The following is a 16,713-nucleotide window of genomic DNA, read 5'->3' on the forward strand; positions in this document are numbered from 1 at the left end:
CAGACGCCCGCTTCCACCAGGTCGTCGGTATGGAAGGTGCGGCGGTAGGAGGCGGGTGAGACACCGAAGGCGGTGCGCATGTGGGCGCGCAGGGAGTTGGCGGAGCCGAAGCCACAGCGGTGGGCGACCAGGTCGATGGACAGGTCGGTGGTCTCCAGCAACTGCTTGGCCAGTTCCAGGCGTTGCGCGGTGAGCCACTGCACGGGGGTCATGCCGACCTCGTCGCGGAAGCGGCGGGTGAAGGAGCGCAGGCTCATCCGGGCGTGTTCGGCCAGGCGGTTCAGGGAGAGGGGTTCGCCGAGGTGTTCCAGGGCCCAGGCGCGGGTGGCGGTGGTGGTGGCGACGGTGGGTTCGGGCACCGGGCGGTCGATGTACTGGGCCTGGCCGCCGTCCCGCCAGGGCGGGACGACGCACATGCGGGCGGCGCGGTTGGCGGCGGCGGCGCCGTGGTCGCGGCGGATCATGTGCAGGCACAGGTCGACGCCGGCGGCGACGCCCGCGGAGGTCAGGACGTCGCCGTCGTCGACGAAGAGGACCTCCTCGTCGACCTTGACGCGGGGGTAGGTGCGGCGGAACTCGGGGGCGAGGTTCCAGTGGGTGGTGGCGGGCCGGCCGTCGAGAAGGCCCGCGGCGGCCAGAACGTAGGAGCCGGTGCAGATGGACACCATGCGGGTGCCGGGCCGGATGCCGGCGATGGCCGCGGTGACCTCGGGCGGCAGCGGGCCGCCGCGGCCCAGCTCGGGCATGGCGTGCGTGGGCGGGACGATCACGGTGTCCGCGGCGGCCAGGGCCTCGGGACCGGCCGCGGGCTGCACGGTGAACCCGGCGTCGCTGAGGACCGGGGCGCCGTCGGCGGTGCAGACGGTGACCTCGTACAGCGGGCGTGAGCCGGCGTCCAGGACGCTGCCGAAGACGCGGGAGGGGATGCCGAGTTCGAAGGGCGGGACGCCGGGCAGGGCGAGGACGGCGATGCGGTGCCGCCCGGCCGCGTCGGCGCTCGGGTCGGGGAGGGGGTCGGTGCACGGCCACTGCATCTCACTCATGGCCAGATCCTGTCACATAGTGGCCAGACGGCCAACACCATGGTGGGGGCGGGTGTCGGATCGTGGACTGCGTCGCGCCGGGAAGGGCCCGGGCGGCCGGTATTCGATCAAGACGGAAAAGTGAGGCGGACAGCATGCGTGCGGTGGTCGTGGAGCAGTGGGGCGGACCGGAGGTGCTCGTGGAGCGTGAGGTCGCCCGACCCGAGCCGGGACTGAACGAGGTCCTGGTGCGGGTCCACGCGGCCGGTGTGAACCTGGTGGACTTCAAGACCCGGGCCAGCGGGGCCCTGATCGAGTGGGGCGAGGTCCCGGCGGTGGGCTGGGACGTCTCCGGCACCGTGGAGGCCGTCGGACCGGGCGTGGGGATGTTCCGCCCCGGGGACGAGGTGTACGGCATGCCGCTGTTCCCGCGGCAGGCCGGCGCCTACGCCGAGTACGTCGTCGCCCCGGCCCGCCACCTCGCGCCCAAGCCGGCGAACCTCACCCACGTGCAGGCGGCGGCGCTGCCGCTGGCCGCGCTGACCGCCTGGCAGGCCCTGGTGGACACCGCCGGGGTGCGCGCCGGTGAGCGGGTGCTGGTGCACGCGGCGGCCGGCGGGGTCGGCCACCTGGCCGTGCAGATCGCCAAGGCCCGCGGCGCGTACGTCATCGGCACGGCCAGCGCCGGCAAGCACGACCTGCTGCGGCAGCTGGGCGCGGACGAGGTGATCGACTACCGCACGGTCCGCTTCGAGGACGCCGTCGGGGACGTGGACGTGGTGCTGGACGGGCTCGGCGGCCAGAACGCCGAGCGGTCCCTGACGGTGCTGCGCCCGGGCGGCCGGCTGATCACCCTGCCCGGCCCCGACGACGTCCCCGCCGACGTCCCCGGCCACGTGCGGGCGGTGTGGATGCTGGTCGAGCCCGACCACCTGGGTCTGCGCGAGATCGCTGCCCTGGCCGAGCGGGGCGCGCTCACGCCCGTGGTCGAGACCGTCGTCCCGCTGGCCGAGGCCGCGAAGGCGCACGAGATCGGCGAGCAGGGCCGCACCACCGGGAAGATCGTCCTGAGCGTCGCCTGACGCCGGCCGCCCCGGACGGGTCGGCTGCGGGCAGGTGGAGCGGGACTGGAGCCCCGGGACCGACCGGTCCCGGGGCTCCGGGCGCGGCCGAACGGGACAGGGCGGACCTGCGGGCACGGCCGGACAGGACGGAACTGCGGCTCGGGGCTTCGGAGGGGGCGGGGCTGCGGCTCGCGGGGGTGCTTCGGTGACGGCCGGGGCGGCGGCTCGCACGGGGGCGGAGGCAGGGCTGCGGCTCGCGCCGGAGGGGTGTCTTCGGTGGTGGCCGGGGCCTGCTGCTGCCGGCGGGTGCTCGCGGCCGGTATGTGGCACCGGGGAGGGCGCGTTGCGGGCCCAGGACGCCCTCGGTGCCGAGGACGGCGGCCTCGTCGGCCGCCCGTCAGCGGCGCCCGCCCGCCGGACCGCCTCGACCCGCGATGCGGCCACGCCGCTCCCCCGCTTCTCCACCGCGGTCCGCCCCGCCTGCCGGTAGCCCGCCGGAACCGAAGTTATGGACAGGGTTTGCGGCTGTCCGTTGTCCGCACTACCGGACTGGATGTTCTTGCCGAGTTGCGCGGCGCGGATCGCGAGGCCGACGTCGATGGCGGCGGCGAACTTCTCGTTCTGCACCATGATCAACAACTCGGCCTTCATGGACGCATACAGGTAAAGAGTGCCGTTCGCGACGTCGGCCCGGTGGGCGATCTGCTGTGTCGTGACCCCGCTGGCGCCGTGTTCGGCGAACAGTTCGCGGGCTGCGGTCGTGATGCGCTCACGCTTGGCCTGTTTGGCCCGCTCGCGGCGCCCGATCGGCATGGGGCCGCTTCCAAAATTCTGAGCAGACTCATAATTGAGTGTACTCGGGTTGAGTGAGTGAGGCGAGGCCGGCCCCAGATGTCACGCCGAATTGGCTGATCTGGCCTCACGCCTGGATAAATAGGATGAAGACAAGGAGTGGCGCCCCATGCGAGCGTTCGTCGTCACCAAGTACAAGGAGCCGCTGCAGGAGGCGGACGTCCCCGAGCCCACCGTCGGGGAGCACGACGTGCTCGTCCGGGTGGAGGCTGCCGGGCTGAATCAGCTGGATGAGAAGATCCGCGCCGGTGAGTTGAAGCAGATCCTGCCCTACAAGCTGCCGGTGATCCTGGGCAACGATGTCGCGGGCACCGTCATCCGCGTCGGGACGGCGGTTCGCGGCTTCAAGCCCGGAGACGAGGTCTACGGTCGGCCCGACCAGGACCGCATCGGCGCCTTCGCCGAACGCATCGCCGTCGCAGAGGGCGACCTGGCGCTCAAGCCCGCCTCGATCAGCATGAATGAGGCCGGCTCGCTGCCGCTGGCGGCGCTCACGGCGTGGCAGGCGCTGGTGGAGCGCGGGAACGTGCGGCCCGGGCAGAAGGTTCTCATTCATGCCGGCGCCGGCGGAGTCGGTTCGATCGCGATCCAGCTCGCCGCGCACCTCGGTGCGCACGTCGCCACCACCGCCAGCGCTTCCAACGCGGACTTCGTGCGCGCGCTCGGCGCGGACACGGTGATCGATTACCGCACCCAGGACTTCGAGCAGCTCCTGACCGGCTACGACCTGGTGTTGGACAGCCTCGGTGGGGAGACCCTCGAGAAGTCCCTGCGGGTGCTCAAGCCCGGCGGCAAAGCCATCGAGATCGCTGGTCCGCCGGAGCCCACTTTCGCGCGCGAGGCCGGCCTCAACCCGTTGCTGCGCCTGGGGGTCGCCGTCCTGAGCCGCAAGATCCGCAAGCAGGCGAAGAAGCTCGGCGTGACGTATGAGTTCATGCTCATGCGCGCCAGCGGCGACCAGCTCCGCCAGATCACCACCCTCATCGACGAGGGCGTGGTGCGTCCGGTCGTGGGAAAGGTGTTCGGCTTCGACCAGACCCCGCAGGCGCTGCAGTCCCTGTCCCAGGGTGGCATCCGCGGCAAGGCCGTCATCGGCAACGGCTGACCCGCCGCAACCGCGACGGGCGACACAGAACGCACGAGGAGACCACCCATGTCTGTCGCCTCCCAGTCGGTCGGACGGCGCGAGCGGAACAAGCAGGAGAAACTCGACCGCATTGTCGCTGCCGCCAGTGAACTGTTCGCCGAACACGGCGTCGATGAGGTCACGACCCAGCAGATCGCCGACAAGGCCGACATCGGCACCGGGACCCTGTTCCTTTATGCCAAGACCAAGGGCGAACTCCTCCTCCTTGTCCAGAACGCCAAGTACGTCGAAGCACTTGAGCGGGGCCGGGCGGGCGCCGAGACCGTCCCAGGCGTGCTGGACGCGGTGCTGGCGATCGTCCGGCCGATCGTCGAGTGCAACCGCGTCCAGATCGACAACGGGCGCACCTACCTGCGAGAGATGGTCTTCGGCGACCCCGAGGAGCCCCGGCACGGCGCGGCACTCGCCATCGTCGCGCAGACCGAGGAGGCCGTCGCCGCCGTGCTGCGCCGGGACGAGCGGGTCGCAGAGGGCGACGCCGCGACGCTGGCACACATCGTGTCCGCCGTGATGTTCCTCAGCATGGCGGTGAGCGTGAACATCGCCTTGAGTGTCGAGGAGATCATGCAGGACATCCGGAAGCATGTCGACGTCCTGCTGCCTTGCTGAAGCGCGGCCCCGGCCTCAGGCACAGGTGACCATCCGGGCAGTCCTTGGCTGCGGCATGGCCCGCATCCCCACATGGCAGGTCATCCGGCCGTTGCTGCCCATGTCGGCATGACTGGACGGGTGGGGTGGCCGGCCGGAGGGCTACCGCCACCGCGTGCTGCTGGGACTCCGGAGATTGCCCACCTATGTGGCGTCGGGTCCCACTCCCACAGCCCCTGTTCCCAGGAGCCCGGGTCGGGGCCCATGTGGTGCGGTCAGGGCTTTGTGGGTCGATTCAGCAGTTCAAGGGCGCCTTCGACGCGATGATGCCGTCCTACCGCGTCGTGCGTGGCGCAGGCGGCCAGGTCGGGGCGCTCGTAGGGCTGCCGGCAGACATGGCAGTCGTAGGTGACCGCCCACCACTCGAACGCCGCCCGGTCGTCCATGGGCGCATCACGCCAGTCCCGCCTGCCTCGCGCGAACCACAGGAAGTCGAAGTACGCGCGCAGGTACCGGGCATGGGCGGCCTCGGTGTTCCACGGCGAAGACGCCGGCCACACCGAGAAATGCCGGTTCAGCGCCACGTCGTACCCGCCCGCCGGACTGATCAGGAACGGCTGCCCCTCGGGCACCCCCAGATCATCCAACCCCTCACCGAGATCGGCGAACAGGGAGCTGAACTCCCGTGCTCGCCAACCGGTGATCGACATGACGCTGGACGATAGTCCGTGGACAGCTCAACAGCGCATAACCCAAGTGGGGCGGATTTCGGGCTCTCAACTCCCTCGACGCGGGCCAGGTGGTGCTGCGCTCCAGGCACGGCACCGAGATGAGGCCGTCGTTTCCAGAGGTCGTGGCCGGGGCCGTGCAGCTGCCGGACGCGACCGCGCTGGACGGCGAGCTACGTAGTCACCGACACCCCCGCCGCACTCGAGCAGCGGGGGTGTTGTGACCGAGCGCTGCAGTTTGCAAGGCGGTGGCCTTCTCGTAGCAGGTGAGGTAGGTGTTGCGCGACGTGGTTTGCATGGTGTGTGCGTGGAAGCGTGCATCGGCGGGCTGTGCTGTGGAGAGTCGGCGGTTTGCTCCTGGCGCTGAGTCGGGCGTCGATTCTGGGTGCTGTCGACGATCACGATTTTCGGCTCTGTCGGCGATCTTGTGACGCTGCCGGGATCATGGACTGTGCAGGATGCGTTGGCGGAGCAGGTCGAGTTTGGCGCGGCCGAACCCCATGCGCTTGAGGAGCCTGACTCTGCAGACACGACCTTCAACCTGGCCGGAACTACGCGTCCGGATGCACGGGTGGTGAGAGCCGACGGTCTTCTCCACGGCCTCGGCGAGGTTGCGCCACAAGTGCCAGGCGTCCGCGACCTGTTGTGCTTGGGGAGCGCCAGAACGCGCGCCTTCTACCGGTAGTTCGTTGAATCCGGTGGTGGCGTGGGTTGACGACAGGTCGGGTTGGTCGTAGGCCGGGGGCAGGAGTCAACTGCCTTGCTGGGGGCTGAAGATGACTGCTCGCCGGCCGTGCCCGCCCGCGCTGGGACCGCTGGAGGACTACGCGGCCCGGTTCGACGACCTCTTCTTCAGCCTGGCCCAGAGGCGAGGGTTTCGCGAGTACCTGACCGGGCTGCTGGCGCCGCGGGAGCGGAACAAGACGATCACCTGCCTGGCCGGAGCAGAGCCGGTGGCGGGTGCGGGGATGCCGGGGGTGCAGCGGCTGCAGTTCTTCTTGTCCGAGTCGCCCTGGGAGGCCAATCAGGTCAACGACCGGCGGCTTGACCTGCTGCGCGAGCAGCACGCGGCGGCTCCGCACGAGGGCGGGGTCATCGTGATCGACGATTCCGGGGACCGCAAGGACGGCACGGCGACCGCGCACGTGGGCCGGCAGTGGCCGGGCCGGCTGGGCAAGACGGACAACGGCATCGTCACGGTGACCACGGTGTGGACCGACGGCCGCGTGTACTACCCGCTGCGCGCGACTCCCTATACCCCGGCCCATCACTTCGCCCGCGGCCGGTCCGATCCGGCCTTCCGTACGAAACCGCAGCCGGCCGCTGCCCTTGCTGCCCTTGCTGCCCGCGGGAAGGAGGCGGGCTTCGGCTGCCGGGCGGTGGTCGCCGACTGCGCCTACTCGGTCAGCGACGACTGGTACCTCGCGCTGCGCGAGGCCGGCCTGCCCTACGTCGTCGCGCTCAAGCCGCACCGCGGCACCTGGGCCCGGGCCGACCAGCCGCACACCCCCATCGCAGCCGCACACCCCCTGACCTGGCGCGATGCCAAGCATCCCGGCGACTGGACGCCCGTGGAGCGTCACTTCCGTGACGGGCACACCGAGACCTGGTGGGCCGTCGATGCCCGCCTGGGCGGCTACAGCCCCGACTCACCCTGCCGCCTGGTCGTGGCCACCATCGACCCGGCCAGCCTGCCGGAGAAGGCCACCTGGTACCTGGACACCAACCTGCCCCACCCCCACGCACCCCACGCCGCCACCAGTGCGCACCCGGCGGCCGACCTCGCCGAGATCGTCCGCCTCTACGGCCTGCGGCCGTGGATCGAGCAGAGCTACAAGCAGGTCAAGGACGAGCTCGGCTGGGCCGACTTCCAAGTCCGCTCCGACCGCGCCATCCGCCGCCACCAGACCCTGGTCAACTGCGCCTTCTCCTTCTGCTGGGATCAGTGGTTCGCCCCGCCCGGTCCCCTGGATGCCACCGCACCGGATCCATGTCCCGACCAGGGGCCAGAGAGGGGGCCCAGACCAACCCCACCGGCCCCAACTGCCCTGCTGGCCCAGGGCCTTACGGGCCATACGTTCTTGGCTCACCCCCGCCGTCACCCTCAACCGGTGGTGGCGAGCCTGGACGGACAGGGACCCACCCTCCGAGCTCCAGGCCCTGATCGACGCGGTCACCACCGGACACGGCATTGACCTCTACTGCCGGATTTAACGAACTACCGGTAATAGGTCGCCGAGCCGTCCCGGCACACGATCTCGATGTCCGGATGCTCGCGCAGCCACGCTTCCAGGGGTGTCGGCCGTGCGACCGGGCAGCACGGCGATCCGCTCGTGGGTCTCGGCATCGATGATCACGGTGGCACAGCGGTGCCGCCGACGCAGAGCGAAGTCGTCGACGCCGATCACACGGGGCCCCGCCCGGTGGGCAACGGGATCCGCAGCAGGGCGCGCAGGGCCGTATCACGCGACAGACCCACCGCGAGCAACGCCAGCAAGTGAGCTCCTGACCGAACTGCTAACTCCTTGACCACGGCTTTGACTTGGCTGGCCAGACGGGCTGTGCGGCGCTGGTATCGCTCCAGCACTCCGGGCACCTGCTCGCCGAAGGTGTGGCGGCAGCCGCGCGTGGGACACACCAGACGCCGCACCCGCACACGGACCACCGCCCGCCGGCCGTCGACCGGTACGTCGGCCACCGTCCGCCAGTGATAGCCGTGCACCCGCCCCGATATCACCCCGCACACCGGACAGACCCCCGTGTTCTGCGGAGTCTGTGCCCGCACCACGACCCGCTCGCCCTCGTCGACCAAATCTCCGATGACCAGCGGGTCAGCCCTGAAAGTACCGTCTGCACGAGCTCGTTGGCATCCGTCGCACGATTACCAACGACACCTCATGACTCTGCGTCACCACCGAATGTGAGACAGGGCCGTTAGATTTACACTCCCGGGCACGTTGGAAGGCTTCTACCAGGTGCGGAACTGCGTGGAGCCGGTCATCGGGGATCAGTGCCTCTGGGTCTCCAGCCTGCCCCCTCCGAAGTGCTTGTCGATCAGTGCGGTTGCCTTCTCCCGTTGGCGGACGCTGATCTCGGCGGCGTGCTCCTCCCAGCCGAAGACGCACGACGATACGACCCCGTCGAATCCGACCGAGGCGAGCGCGGCGAACACCTCGTCGAAGTCGACCTCACCGCGGCCCATTTCGGCATGCTGGTGCACGCGCACGGTCGATCCGGGCGGGTTGACGATGTAGCGCAGTCCGTTGGACGCGGTGTGGTCGAGGGTGTCGGCGAGGTGGACGTAGGTGACCTTGTCGGCTGCCGCGGTGATGATTCCGGTCGCATCGTTGCCCTGGTGGAAGGTGTGCGGCGTGCAGTACAGGAACGAGATCCAGTCCCGGTTCAGACCGCGCACCATGTTCACCGCAGCGTGACCGTCCTCGATGAAATCGTCCGGGTGCGGTTCCAGGACGAGCTTGACGCCCTCGCGTTCGAACACGGGTATCAGCTCGTCCATCGAGCGCAGGAACTGGCTCTCCGCGAACTCGGCGCCCTCGGGACGGCCGTTGAACTCGGAGTTCATGGTGTCGACACCGAGGTCGACGGTCATCCGGATGGCGCGCTTCCAGGCCCGCACCGCAGCCTGCCGCTCTTCCTCACCCGGCCCTGACCAGCGCAGCACCGGCAGGACCGAGGCGATGCCGACCCCGGCATCGGCAGCGCGCTTGCGCAGCTTGGCCACCGTGGCGTCGTCGGCGCGCGGGTGGCTGAAGAAGGGGATGAAGTCGTCCTTGGGCGACAGTTCCATCCAGGAGTAGCCGGCGCGGGCCACCAGGTCGGGGAGCTCCAGCACCGAGTGCGTGGAATAGAACATCTGCGGATCAAGAGCGAGTTTCACTGGTGTCCTCCGAGATCGGAAGCGAAAGGCGGTCAGAGGGCCGATGAGGCGCTGTGCAGGTTCTTCGCCGCCAGGGCGAGTCCGTCGGTACGGGAGAAGGCGGCGTCCTCGTGCTCGATGTTGACGGCCATGTTCGGGTCGACCTCGGCGAGGGCGCGCAGGAACTCGGTCCAGTAGGCGACGTCGTGGCCGATGCCGACGGCGACGAACTTCCAGGCCGGGTTCTCCGGCCAGGCGTTGCACCAGAAGCCGTACCCGGTGGGGACCTTGTCCGGGGCGTCGGCCGGCACCCGGGCGAACGAGGTGTCGAGGACACCGCGGATGTCGGCGCCCGGGCAGAGGGTCGCGTCCTTGGCGGCGGCGTGGAACACGAGCGGGCCGAGCCACTTGACGGAGGCGATGACGTCCATGCCCTGCCACATCAGATGCGAGGGGTCCATCTCGGCGCCGACGTTCGTCAGCCCGCCCTCGTCGACCAGCCGCTTGAGGGTGACGGGGGAAAAGACGAGGTTGTGCGGGTGCATCTCGACGGCGACCCGGACGTCGTTCTCCCGGGCGAGGGCATCGATCTCCTTCCAGAACTCGACGGCCACACCCCACTGGTAGTCGAGGACGTCCATGTAGACGCCGTCCCATGGGTTGACGACCCAGGACGGGTACTTGGCGTCGGGGTCGGAGCCCGGCGTGCCGGACATGGTGACCACGTGCCTGACGCCGAGCAGGCCGGCCAGCCGGATGGTCCGCCGCAGGTCGTCGGCGTGCTTGGGTCCGACGCCGGGGAGCGGGTTGAGCGGGTTGCCGTTGCAGTTCAGGCCGGTCAGTTCCATGCCCCGGTCGGCGAAGGTGGCGAGGTACTCCTCACGCGCGGCGGCCGAGGACAGCAGCAGATCGACGGGGCAGTGCGGAGACGGTATGAACCCGCCGCTGTTGACCTCGACCGAGGTCAGCCCGTTCTCCTTGAGGACGTCGAGGGCTTCGGTCAGCGGACGGTCGTGCAAACAGGCGGTATAGGCGCCGAGCTTGAGAGCCATGTGTCAGATCCTTCGGTCGAGAAATGAGGTCAGGCCGCGGGCGGAACGGCGACGGACGCGCCGCCGCTGCGGGAGGAGTCGACGACGGCCTGGATGATCTCCATGGTGCGCAGCGCGTCGGCGAAGGTGGCGCATGCCGGCAGCGGCTCGGCGACCCCGGCGACCTGGTCGAGGAACGCCCGCGCCTGGTAGGTGAAGTTGTCGCCGTTGCTGGCACCGACACCCGGTGCCTCCATCGGGACACCGCCCGCGAAATACGGCAGCTGCGGGCCAGCGATGATCTGCCGGGCGCCTCGGGTACGGGCGTCGGGCTGGGCGTCGTCGAAGAGGTACTCGGCGGGCCGGTGCTGGTCGAACGCGGCCCGCCCGCTGACGCCGAGCACGTCGAAGGCGAGCCCGTTCGGCAGCCCGAACCCGGTGCGCGTCACGGAGAAGGTGCCGACCAGCCCGGACTCGAACCGGGCGGTGAAGGACGCGGTGTCCTCGTTCTCGACCTCGCCGAACTCGTCCGAGACAGGCGCCGCGTTGTGCCCGACGACCGCGCCCAGCGGCAGCGCACGCTTGGTGATCTGCGTCGACAGCACGGCACCGGACACCGAGGCGATCGGCCCGGCGACGTACTCGGCGGCGTCGATGATGTGCGAGCCGACGTCCCCCAGCGCACCGGACCCGGCTCCGCCCTTGAACCGCCAGCTCAGCGGCCCGTTCGGGTCGGTCGCGTAGTCGCACCAGTAGCGTCCGCCGAACAGGGTGAGGTCTCCCAGTTCACCGCGCAGCACATGGTCGCGGATAGCGGCGATGGCGGGCGCACGGCGGAAGGTGTACCCGACAGCGGTCACGACCTCGGCGGATCGCTCCAACGCGGCCATGGCCCGGGCGTCTTCGAGCGACCCGGCCAGCGGCTTCTCGCACAGCACGTGCTTCCCGGCGGCGACCAGCGCCTCGGCGATCGGCCGGTGCAGAGCATTGCCGACGACGATGCTGACCGCGTCGATGGTCGGGTCCTCCACCACGGCCTCCCAGCTCGGAAGGGCTTTCTCGAAGCCGTAACGCCGGGCGGCGTCCTCGCCGAGTGCCACGTTGGCATCGGCTATCGCGGCCAGCCGTACCGGCGGCAGACCGGCGCCGAAGACCGTGTTGACGTTGCGGTATCCGGCGGCGTGACTGCGGCCGGCCATACCGGCTCCGATCACCGCAACGGAGAGCGGCTTGGATGTGGTCATGGAGCTGTCCTTCGAAAAGTCCCGGTGGGGGAATGTCAGTTGGAGGTGGGGAAGTTGAAACCGGCGGCGACCTGCTGCCTGGGCTGGGGCCAGCGGGTGGTGACGACCTTGGGGCGGGTGTAGAAGCGGATGCCCTCGGGTCCGTGGATGGGGTGGTCGCCGATGAGGGAGTCCTTCCAGCCGCCGAAGGAGTAGTAGGCCATCGGGACCGGGACGGGGACGTTGATGCCGATCATGCCGACCTTGACCCGGCGCTGGAAGCGGCGGGCGGCTTCCCCGGAGGCGGTGAACAGGGCGGTGCCGTTGCCGTAGGGGTTGGCGTTGATGACGTCGATGGCCTCGTCGAGGGTGTCGACCCGCACGATCGCGAGGACCGGGCCGAACAGTTCGTCCTGGTAGGCGTCCATCCCGGTGGTGACGTGGTCGAGAAGGGAGGGGCCGGTGAAGAAGCCGTCCTCGTGACCGTCGATCTTGAGCCCGCGGCCGTCCACGACGACCGTGGCACCCTGGGCCGCCGCTGTCCCGACCGCGTTCTCCACGCGCTCCTGGGCGGCCTTGGTCACCAGCGGGCCCATCTCGGTGCCGGGCACGTCACCGGGGCCGACCTTGACCTCACGGGCCTTGCGCTGAAGCACCTCGACGAGCCCGTCCGCGGCCTCGCTGACGGCGACCGCCACGGAGACGGCCATGCAGCGCTCGCCGGCCGAACCGTAGGCACCGGCGGTGATGTGGGTGGCGGCGAACTCCAGGTCGGCGTCGGGCAGGACGACGGCGTGGTTCTTGGCGCCGCCGAGGGCCTGGACCCGCTTGCCGTGCGAAGCGGCCTGCTCGTGGACGTACTTGGCGATGGGTGTGGAGCCGACGAAGGAGACGGCCTCGATGCCCGGGTGGGTCAGGATCGCGTCGACGGCCGGCTTGCCGCCGTGGACGACGTTGAAGACACCGTCCGGCAGCCCGGCCCTGCGGTACAGCCCGGCGACGAAGTTGGCGGCCGAGGGGTCGCGCTCGGACGGCTTGAGGATGAAGGTGTTGCCGGTCGCGATCGCGACGGGGTGCATCCACAGGGGAACCATCGCCGGGAAGTTGAACGGGGTGATGCCGGCGACGACACCGAGCGGCTGACGGAAGTCGTGCACGTCCACGCCGCGCGAGACCTGGTCGGAGAAGGAGCCCTTCAGCACGTCGCCGAGGCCGCAGGCGAACTCGACGACCTCACGGCCGCGCACGATCTCGCCGCGGGCGTCGTCGACGGTCTTGCCGTGCTCGGCGGAGATGATCCGGCCCAGCTCCTCCTCGTGCTCGACGAGGAGCTGGCGGAAGGCGAACATCACCTGGGTGCGCTGGGTGAGGGAGGACTCGGACCAGGTCTCGAACGCGGCGGAGGCGGCCCGGACGGCGGTGTCCACGTCCGCGTCGCCGCCGAGGACGACCCGGGCCTGTTCCTGGCCGGTGGCCGGGTTGAACACCGCCTGGGTGTCCGTGCCGGAGACGGGTGCGCCGTTGATCCAGTGGGGAATGGTGTTCACGGAAGCGGTGTCCTTAGAGGTAGTGACGCTGGTTCTGCTTGTGGGCGGCGTACGTCTCGTACGCGGAGCGGGTGGACTCCAGGGCGGAGACCTCGCCGACCGGGACGTCCCACCAGCCGTGGCCGGGCGGGTTGGGGCCGTAGAGATCGGTCTCGACGTGCACGACGGTCGTCCGGGTGGCCGCCTTCGCCTTCTCCATCGCCGCGCGGAACTCCTCGACCGAGGCGGCGTGCAGGACGTCCGCGCCCAGCGAGGAGGCGTTGGCGGCGAGATCGACCGGGAGGACGTCCCCGTCGAGCCGCCCCGAATCCCCGTTCCGGTACCGGTACTTGGTGCCGAAGCGCTGCGAGCCGAGCGACTGGGACAGCGCCCCGATCGAGGCGAAGCCGTGGTTCTGGACCAGGACGACGATGACCTTCAGGCCCTCGGAGACCATGGTGACGATCTCCTGGGCCATCATCAGATACGAGCCGTCACCGACCAGGACGACGACCTCACGGGAGGGGTCGGCCATCTTCGCGCCGACGCCCGCGGCCACCTCGTAGCCCATGCAGGAGTAGGCGTACTCGACGTGGTAGGCCTTCGGATCCCGCGCCCGCCACAGCTGTTGCAGATCGCCCGGCATGGATCCGGCCGCGTTGATGACCACCGCGCGGTCGTCCAGGACGTCGTTGAGGGCGCCGAGGATCTCCGTCTGGGCGGGGAGCGGACCATGGCCCACGGTGAAGCACCCCTCCTCGATCTCCCGCGTACGGGCGATGAGTTCACGGCTCCTCGCGCGGTACGAGGGCTCCACCTCCCAGCCGTCGAGCGCCCCGGCCAGTGCCTGGATACCCAGTCGGGCGTCCGCGACCAGCGGCTCGGCGGAGTGCTTGACGGCGTCCAGTCGGGCCACGTTGAGGTTGACGAAGGTGACGTCCGGGTTGCCGAAGACGGTGTGGCTGGCGGTGGTGAAGTCGGAGTACCGGGTGCCGATGCCCAGCACCACGTCCGCGTCCTGCGCGAGCGCGTTCGCCGCGTACGACCCCGTGGAGCCGATGCCGCCGACCGCGTACGGGTGGTCCCACGGCACCGCGCCCTTGCCGGCGTGGGTGTCGGCGACCGGGATGCCGGTGGCCTCGGCGAAGGCGCGCAGCGTGGTCTCGGCGCCGGAGTACACGGCCCCGCCGCCCGCCACGATCAGCGGCTTCCTCGCGCTCCGCAACAGGGCGGCGGCCCGCTCGACGGCGGCCGGTTCGGGCACCGGGCGGCCGACATGCCACACCCGGCGCCGGAAGAAGGAGACGGGCCAGTCATGGGCCTCGGCCTGCACGTCCTGGGGCAGGGCGAGGGTGACGGCGCCGGTCTCCACCGGGTCGGTCAGCACCCGCATCGCCGCGAGGGCGGCCGGGATGAGCTGCTCGGGACGTGAGACGCGGTCGAAGTACTTCGAGACGGCCCGGAAGGCGTCGTTGACGGTGACGTCCCCGCCCCGCGTGTCCTCCAGCTGCTGGAGCACCGGGTCGGCGGCGCGCGTGGCGAACATGTCGGACGGCAGGAGCAGCACCGGAAGCCGGTTGGTGGTGGCCAGCGCCGCGCCCGTGATCATGTTCGTCGAGCCGGGGCCGGTCGAGGCGGTGCAGGCGAAGGTCGCCAGCCGGTCGCGCATCTTGGCGTAGGCGACCGAAGCGTGCACCATGCCCTGCTCGTTACGGGCCAAGTAGTAAGGGAGATCGGCCTCTTGGGTGACCGCGGCCTGCAGCAGGGCCTGCCCGACGCCGGCCACGTTGCCGTGTCCGAAGATGCCCCACATCCCGGGGATCAGCCGCTGCTCCTGCCCGTCGCGCTCGCTGTACTGGTGGACGAGGAAGCGCACGAGCGCCTGGGCGGTGGTGAGTCTGATCGTTTCCATCTACTCGTTCTCCTCGGCGCCGAAGGGCAGCCGGTCATCGATGTCCTGCATGTCCCAGGTGTTGCGCACCCAGCCGTGGGCAGGGTCGTCGCAGATCAGCCAGGCACGGTCCTGCCCCGGACCCGCCATGACGTTGAGGTAGTACAGGTCGTATCCCGGTGCGGCGATCGACGGCCCGTGCCAGCCGTGCGGGATGAGGACCGTGTCCCCGGAGCGGACCTCCGCCAGCACCTCGATGGGCCTGTCCGGGGTGCCGTAGACACGCTGGTAGCCGAACCCGTTCCCGTCACCGGAGACCTGGAAGTAGTAGATCTCCTCCAGCTCCGACTCCACCCCGGGCCGGGCCTCGTCGTGCTTGTGCGGCGGATACGACGACCAGTTCCCACCCGGCGTGAGGACCTCGCACACCAGCAGCTGCTCGGCGTCGAACGTCCCCGGCAAGCAGTAGTTGTTGACCTGCCGCGAGCATGCCCCGGCCCCGCGCAGCTCGATGGGGACGTTCTTCCTGGCCCCGTACCGGGCGGAGAGTGAACTCCGCCCGGTACGGGCGCTGGGCAGCGCGAACGTCCCGCCGTGCGCGCTGCTGATGAGGGCCTCCGACTCGCGGGGGAGGTAGGCGAAGTCGGTGACCGAGGCGAACACGTCCTGCCGGCCGTCGAGTTCGAAGCTCTGCCCGCCGACCGTGACGGTGCATCCGCCATGGAGGGGAAGAACCAGGAACTCGCTGTCGCCCGTGCTGAGGGCGTGTGCCTCTCCCGGCCCCAGGGTCAGGATCCTGAGGCCGGAGTATCCCCAGCCCGCTGACTCCGGCGTGACCAGGACGTCGTAAGGGCCGTCGGCCGAAGTCCCGGCCGGCAGGTGGTACTTGCTGCTCACAGCAGGCTCACCGCCTTGTCCACCGCACCGGCCACGTCTCCGCCCGCCGGGTAGAGCAGGGAGCGCCCCACGACCAACCCCTGCGCGGTCGGCTGCTTGAGCGCCTTGCCCCAGGATGCGAACGCCGCCTCCGCGTCCTTCACCTCGCCGCCCAGCAGCAGCGCCGGCAGGGTCGAGGAGGCCAGGACACGCTCCATCCCCTCCACGACCGGCAGCTTCAGCCAGGTGTACGCGGTGCGCCGGCCCAGCCCCGAGGCGATGGCGACCGACTTGATGACCGCGTCCGTGGAGAGGTCGTTCCGGATCCTCCCGTCCTGCCAGACGGAGATGAACGGCTCCACCATCGCGATGAGCTGACGGTCGTTGAGCTCGTTGATCGCGTTGGCCGTGTTCGCCAGTACGGAGGGTGTGGCCGGATCGCCCAGCGCGATCCGGGTGAGCGTCTTGCCGCCGTCGAAGCCCATCGTGGCGATCGTCTCGGCGTCGTAGCCGGTGAAGCGGTCGTCGATCTCGAACACCGAGCCCGCCAGCCCCGCCCTGTTCATCGAACCGAACACGCTCTTGCCGTCCAGGACGCCGAGCAGGAGGAGATCCTCGAGGATGTCGGCCGTGGCCAACACGCCTGTCACCCCGGGGCGTTCGAGCGCTACGCACAGCCGGTCCAGCAGCTCGAAACGATCCGCCATGGCGTTGGGATCGCCGCCGACGCCAGTGGCTCCGCGCGCGGGGTGGTCGGCGGCGATGATCATCGCCTTGCCGTGGTCGCCGAACAGCGAGGTCGCCTTCACCCGGCGGGCGGCAGCCGCCGCCACGGCACCGGGATCGTGCACCCGGGCGGACACGATCCGGCTCACGTTCTCGGACAGC

Annotated in this window: 14 protein-coding genes and 2 pseudogenes; 5 read left to right on the forward strand and 11 right to left on the reverse strand. The window is 70.1% G+C overall.

All coding sequences use genetic code 11. The features are described 5' to 3' along the window. The coding region (locus tag AQJ64_RS36475; protein ID WP_055639184.1) for a GlxA family transcriptional regulator at window positions 1-1,034 on the reverse strand (1,034 nt) is incomplete at its 3' end. A 143-nt stretch (window positions 1,035-1,177) separates the two neighbouring features. Here AQJ64_RS36475 and AQJ64_RS36480 point away from each other — a divergent pair. Together AQJ64_RS36480 and AQJ64_RS49285 are read left to right on the forward strand one after the other, a co-directional pair. Continuing rightward, entirely contained in the window at window positions 1,178-2,104 is a 927-nt protein-coding gene (locus AQJ64_RS36480; RefSeq protein WP_055639183.1) for an NADP-dependent oxidoreductase, read from the forward strand. Between the two features lie 325 nt (window positions 2,105-2,429). Next, the gene (locus AQJ64_RS49285) at window positions 2,430-2,576 is read left to right on the forward strand and encodes a hypothetical protein (protein ID WP_159060326.1); all 147 of its coding nucleotides are present in this window, start codon (window positions 2,430-2,432) and stop codon (window positions 2,574-2,576) included. Window positions 2,577-2,779: 203 nt separating this feature from the next. Here AQJ64_RS49285 and AQJ64_RS51320 read toward each other — a convergent pair. Further along, window positions 2,780-2,899, reverse strand: a pseudogene (locus AQJ64_RS51320) (TetR family transcriptional regulator); the annotation flags it as partial. Between the two features lie 148 nt (window positions 2,900-3,047). Here AQJ64_RS51320 and AQJ64_RS36485 point away from each other — a divergent pair. Both AQJ64_RS36485 and AQJ64_RS36490 read left to right on the forward strand, forming a co-directional pair. Then, the gene (locus AQJ64_RS36485; RefSeq protein WP_059203346.1) at window positions 3,048-4,043 is read left to right on the forward strand and encodes an NADP-dependent oxidoreductase; all 996 of its coding nucleotides are present in this window, start codon (window positions 3,048-3,050) and stop codon (window positions 4,041-4,043) included. 48 nt (window positions 4,044-4,091) lie between these two features. Then, on the forward strand, window positions 4,092-4,694 hold the full coding sequence (locus tag AQJ64_RS36490; protein ID WP_059203347.1) for a TetR/AcrR family transcriptional regulator: 603 nt from the start codon (window positions 4,092-4,094) through the stop codon (window positions 4,692-4,694). A 254-nt stretch (window positions 4,695-4,948) separates the two neighbouring features. Here the strand turns inward: AQJ64_RS36490 and AQJ64_RS36495 are convergent, their stop codons facing one another. Continuing rightward, the gene (locus AQJ64_RS36495; protein ID WP_059203348.1) at window positions 4,949-5,383 is read right to left on the reverse strand and encodes a hypothetical protein; all 435 of its coding nucleotides are present in this window, start codon (window positions 5,381-5,383) and stop codon (window positions 4,949-4,951) included. Window positions 5,384-6,177: 794 nt separating this feature from the next. Between AQJ64_RS36495 and AQJ64_RS36500 the strand changes: the two genes are divergently transcribed. Continuing rightward, window positions 6,178-7,596, forward strand: coding sequence for an IS701 family transposase (locus AQJ64_RS36500; RefSeq protein WP_055631848.1), 1,419 nt, complete (start codon window positions 6,178-6,180; stop codon window positions 7,594-7,596). Window positions 7,597-7,628: 32 nt separating this feature from the next. Here the strand turns inward: AQJ64_RS36500 and AQJ64_RS36505 are convergent. From AQJ64_RS36505 to AQJ64_RS36540, 8 genes and pseudogenes are all read right to left on the reverse strand, one after another. Further along, window positions 7,629-8,257, reverse strand: a pseudogene (locus tag AQJ64_RS36505) (ISL3 family transposase); the annotation flags it as partial. Between the two features lie 151 nt (window positions 8,258-8,408). Further along, window positions 8,409-9,299: a sugar phosphate isomerase/epimerase family protein gene (locus tag AQJ64_RS36510; RefSeq protein ID WP_055631847.1), complete on the reverse strand. Its 891-nt coding sequence runs from the start codon at window positions 9,297-9,299 to the stop codon at window positions 8,409-8,411. Window positions 9,300-9,331: 32 nt separating this feature from the next. Next, window positions 9,332-10,330 carry a sugar phosphate isomerase/epimerase family protein gene (locus AQJ64_RS36515; protein WP_055631846.1) on the reverse strand — a complete coding sequence of 333 codons (999 nt, stop codon included), beginning with the start codon at window positions 10,328-10,330 and terminating at the stop codon, window positions 9,332-9,334. Window positions 10,331-10,359: 29 nt separating this feature from the next. Continuing rightward, window positions 10,360-11,553, reverse strand: a complete 1,194-nt coding sequence (locus AQJ64_RS36520) for a Gfo/Idh/MocA family protein (RefSeq protein ID WP_055631845.1) — start codon at window positions 11,551-11,553, stop codon at window positions 10,360-10,362. A 35-nt stretch (window positions 11,554-11,588) separates the two neighbouring features. Continuing rightward, the gene (locus tag AQJ64_RS36525; RefSeq protein WP_055631844.1) at window positions 11,589-13,079 is read right to left on the reverse strand and encodes a CoA-acylating methylmalonate-semialdehyde dehydrogenase; all 1,491 of its coding nucleotides are present in this window, start codon (window positions 13,077-13,079) and stop codon (window positions 11,589-11,591) included. A gap of 13 nt (window positions 13,080-13,092) precedes the next feature. Beyond that, window positions 13,093-14,970, reverse strand: coding sequence for a 3D-(3,5/4)-trihydroxycyclohexane-1,2-dione acylhydrolase (decyclizing) (gene iolD, locus AQJ64_RS36530; RefSeq protein ID WP_055631843.1), 1,878 nt, complete (start codon window positions 14,968-14,970; stop codon window positions 13,093-13,095). Beyond that, window positions 14,971-15,846, reverse strand: coding sequence for a 5-deoxy-glucuronate isomerase (gene iolB, locus AQJ64_RS36535; protein ID WP_055631842.1), 876 nt, complete (start codon window positions 15,844-15,846; stop codon window positions 14,971-14,973). Next, window positions 15,843-16,712, reverse strand: a complete 870-nt coding sequence (locus AQJ64_RS36540; protein WP_425315623.1) for a Cgl0159 family (beta/alpha)8-fold protein — start codon at window positions 16,710-16,712, stop codon at window positions 15,843-15,845. Before AQJ64_RS36540 ends, iolB begins: the two co-directional genes overlap by 4 nt. Between the last annotated feature and the right edge of the window lies 1 nt (window position 16,713).

Source organism: Streptomyces griseoruber, from assembly GCF_001514205.1.
Lineage (GTDB): Bacteria > Actinomycetota > Actinomycetes > Streptomycetales > Streptomycetaceae > Streptomyces > Streptomyces griseoruber.